Raw genomic sequence first — 3,738 nt, forward strand, 5'->3', positions numbered from 1 at the left:
TATCGCTTCTGCGATATTGGGGGAGGCGCAGGAGGGGGCAAAATTCTGAAATCGGATGCAAAAAGGATTTATCCCAAACTGACGTTATCTTAGAAAGAAACCACATTCTCCGCCACTTTCAGACTACATCTCCATGTAGTCCATTTCAGCATGAAATGTCCTAAACTAGGGACATGAATGAATACGTTCCACCTCAACCACAACCAGATCGCTACCGCATCATCATCAAGGGAGTCATGGACGAAGACTTCCTCCAGAATTATTGTTCGCCCGGGTTCACCCTCAGCCACCAGCACGGCAGGACAACCCTGTCTAATCTGCAAACCGATCAGGCGGGCATGCTGGGTTTGATTCGTCAGCTGCATAATCTCGGTGTTACGGTGCTCCTGGTTGAGCTTCAAAACGAAATGGAGCAAATCGAATGAGTGAAAAAAGAGTTTCCCGTCGTGAATTTTTGAAAATCGCCGGAGTTGGGCTGGCGGCTACCGCCTTCACCTGCTCCAGTTTGGGTTACGCGGCTACCCGCCAACCCCAAGTTGACTTACCCGAAATGAATCTTGAAAAGGAAAATGCCATGAAGAAAATTTTGGTCACTTACTCAACCCGCGCCGGTTCAACTGCCGAAATTGCTGCCACAATTGGACAAACCCTCTCGCAGCGCGGCTACAGCGTAGATGTCCTGCCGGTCAAAAAACAGCCCAACCCGTCGGACTATGACGCTGTGATTTTGGGCAGCCCCATCCGGATGGGCAGCTGGCTGCCGGAAGTCATTGATTTCATCAAGGAAAACCGCACCCTGTTGGAACCAATGCCGGTTGCCGTTTTTACCGTCCATATGTTGAACAGCGGCAATGATGAGGAGAGCCGCACCAACCGACAGGCCTATTTGAACGCGGTCCGCGAGTGGATTTCACCCGCTGAAGAAGTCTTCTTTCTCGGCAAAATGGAGCTGGCTAAACTTTCATTCCTCGACCGTTTCATTTCCAATGTGATGAAAGCCAAAGATGAAGATTTACGCGACTGGAATACGATCAACGCCTTCGCTGAATCGGTCTTTGCCTGAAAGTGGAGCAAAATGAAGTCACCTTCTGCCTTACGCATACTTGTGCCAATCATTATCGGGCTGGCTTTGATTGCTGCTGGCGGCGGCCTATATCCCGCCGCCGGTCAGCCTTTCAGTCTGGTCAACTTCCGCGGAGAAGATGTCACTATCAACGCCCGCGGATTGTACTACTGGGACACGGTCAGTTCCGCCGCTCAAATGCAGGCAAACGATGCGGTAACCCTGTTCCTTGCGCTACCCTTGCTGGGTGTATCTTACCGCCTCACCCAAAAAGGTTCGTTGCGTGGCAAACTTCTCCTGACCGGTACCCTCGGTTTTATTCTCTATACCTACATCACCATGTGTTTTGGCGCGGCCTACAATCCTTTTTTCCTGATTTATGTTGCTCTTTTCAGCCTGAGCCTGTTTGCTTTCGTGTTGAGCATGATGTCCTTTGAGGTTAACTCTCTGACCGCCCATTTTTCCGAAAAACTACCGCGCCGTTGGATTGCCGGATTGTTGTTCTTTGCAGCTGCTTTTCTCTCACTGGCGTGGTTGGGACGCATTGCGCCAACATTCATGCCGGGCGCTGTTCCCCTACTCGAAAACACAACCAGCATGTTCATCCAAGCAATGGATTTGGGGATTGTTGTACCGGTATGCATCCTTTCGGGAGTGTTATTGCTGCGCCGACGACCGTGGGGTTACCTGCTGGCCTCGGTTGGTCTAATCAAATTCCTGACTCTCGGCACTGCCGTCAGTTTGATGGCGCTCAACATGGCTCGCCTTGGTGTTCCGGTCAGCCCGGTGGAGCTGATCATTTTCCCGGGCATGGCGCTGGCAGGCATGGTAATGACCATCTTCCTGCTAAAAAATGTGAAGGAGGTACAGGGAGTAAAATGAAGACCGTTTCTTTCTCCATTTGGGCATCCTATTTGATCGCAATACTTGCAATCATTTATTCGGCGGCCGGTTTATTTCTTTCAAATAAAAGTCAACCCGAGCGTGTCATCACTCCGCAGGGGGAAGAGGTTACCCTGTATGCGCGAGGTTTATATCGGAACGACAGCCAATTCAAAGGTGGTATCCTGCGCGGCACCGATGCGGTAACCCTTTTTGTGGCTGTGCCTTCGCTCTGGATGGCTGCCCGAAAGTCAAGGCGGGGAGATGTAACATCAAAACTGGTGCTGCTTGGCATTCAGGCGTTTTTTGTCTATAACAGTGCCTCACTTGCCCTTGGCGCATACTGGAGCGAGATGCTTCTGGTTTATATCCTTTGCTTTTCGCTGAGTCTGTACAGTTTTATTATGCTGTTCCAATCTATTGAAATGCCCACCCTTGTTGAAAAAATCCGCCCAACCATGCCATACCGCTGGATTGCAGGTTTTTGTGCTTTCAGCGGCTTATCCCTGCTCATCTGGGTATTGGATATTATCACTGCCCTGATTCAAGGGAAGCCACCCGCCCATCTCGATCACTACCATACCGAAATCACCTATGTTCTGGATTTGGCCATCCTTTTTCCCGCGGTATACCTGGCCGCTTTCCAATTATGGAAACGTAACCCGCAGGGTATTCGGCTCGGTGCGTTGCTGCTCATCTTCCTGGTTTTTACAGGTCTTGTGGTAGCCGGACAAAGCTTGGTTCAAGCCATGGATGGTATCATCCATACACCGCAGGAATATGCAGCCTATGTAATTCCCTTTATCCTCCCCAGTTTGATTGCCCTCGGTTTGGCCTTCGCTTTGTTCAGGAACATATCTCAATCCTGAAACAAACCAAAGGAACTTTTCCTTTGACATTCTCGCCCCCCAAAGATAAAATGAATTCAGTATTCTTTTAATCTTTGAAACCAAACAGGAGACAGGGTGAGTCACTGGGCGGGTAAATATGTGATTGGTTTGACCGGTAATATCGGCACCGGCAAAAGTGTGGTGCGGCGCATGTTGGAGCATCTTGGCGCGTATGGGATTGATGCCGATGCGCTGGCGCACCGTGTGATTGCCAAAGGCGCACCCGGCTACGCCGCGGTGGTGGATTATTTTGGCAAATACATCCTCAAACCGGATGGTGAGATTGACCGCGGACGATTGGGCAGAATTGTTTTTGGCGACCCTGAAGCGCTGGCAAAACTGGAAAGCATCATTCACCCACTGGTGCGGCAAGGGGCCGATTACCTGATTCGGCGGGCCACTCAACCGGTCATTGTCGTCGAAGCAATCAAACTGATCGAATCGAGCATGGCAAAGCAGTGCGATAGTGTGTGGGTGGTATATGCACCGCCGGAAATCCAGCTGGCGCGTCTGATTAAGAACCGTGGAATGACCGAAAAGGACGCCCGTCAGCGTATCGTCAGCCAGCCGCCTCAGGAAGAGAAAATCGCTGCTGCGGACGTTGTCATCCGCAATGCCGGCACCTTTGATGAAACCTGGAAACAGGTCGTCGCAGCGTGGCGCAAATATGTGCCGCTGGCAGAAGAAATCCCCTCTCAAGCGGTAACAGCCCCGGCGATCAAAGGGCAATTACAAATTGAACGCGGCCGCCCACATCATTCTAGCGAAATTGCCAGCCTTTTCAATCGGCTTGATAAGAAAGGCAAGCCCATGACCAGCGAGGATGTGATGGCGGCTTTTGGTGAAAAAGCCTTCTTATTGTTGCGCCTTGATCAGCAGCTGAAGGGGCTAATCGGCTGGCAG

Annotated in this window: 5 protein-coding genes; all 5 read left to right on the top strand. The window is 51.0% G+C overall.

Annotated elements, in window-relative coordinates:
- Positions 1–173: 173 nt before the first annotated feature.
- Entirely contained in the window at positions 174–425 is a 252-nt protein-coding gene (locus VAE48_RS07930; protein WP_322792783.1) for a hypothetical protein, read from the top strand.
- Positions 422–1,063 (top strand): flavodoxin domain-containing protein, encoded by a 642-nt coding sequence (locus VAE48_RS07935; protein ID WP_322792784.1) that lies wholly within the window; start codon positions 422–424, stop codon positions 1,061–1,063. Before VAE48_RS07930 ends, VAE48_RS07935 begins: the two co-directional genes overlap by 4 nt.
- Positions 1,064–1,075: 12 nt before the next feature.
- On the top strand, positions 1,076–1,945 hold the full coding sequence (locus tag VAE48_RS07940) for a hypothetical protein (RefSeq protein WP_322792785.1): 870 nt from the start codon (positions 1,076–1,078) through the stop codon (positions 1,943–1,945).
- Positions 1,942–2,814 carry a hypothetical protein gene (locus VAE48_RS07945; protein ID WP_322792786.1) on the top strand — a complete coding sequence of 291 codons (873 nt, stop codon included), beginning with the start codon at positions 1,942–1,944 and terminating at the stop codon, positions 2,812–2,814. The genes VAE48_RS07940 and VAE48_RS07945 overlap by 4 nt, the downstream gene beginning before the upstream one ends.
- 96 nt (positions 2,815–2,910) lie before the next feature.
- A partial coding sequence (gene coaE, locus VAE48_RS07950) for a dephospho-CoA kinase (protein WP_322792787.1) occupies positions 2,911–3,738 on the top strand: 828 nt, incomplete at its 3' end.

The sequence above is a fragment of the Bellilinea sp. genome (assembly GCF_034432615.1).
Taxonomy (GTDB): Bacteria; Chloroflexota; Anaerolineae; order Anaerolineales; family Anaerolineaceae; genus Bellilinea.

Excerpts from the sequence above, each read along its gene's own strand:
- VAE48_RS07930 (WP_322792783.1), top strand. The coding sequence starts at position 174 with ATGAATGAATACGTTCCACCTCAACCACAACCAGATCGCTACCGCATC.
- VAE48_RS07935 (WP_322792784.1), top strand. The coding sequence starts at position 422 with ATGAGTGAAAAAAGAGTTTCCCGTCGTGAATTTTTGAAAATCGCCGGA.
- VAE48_RS07945 (WP_322792786.1), top strand. The coding sequence starts at position 1,942 with ATGAAGACCGTTTCTTTCTCCATTTGGGCATCCTATTTGATCGCAATA.
- VAE48_RS07940 (WP_322792785.1), top strand. The coding sequence starts at position 1,076 with ATGAAGTCACCTTCTGCCTTACGCATACTTGTGCCAATCATTATCGGG.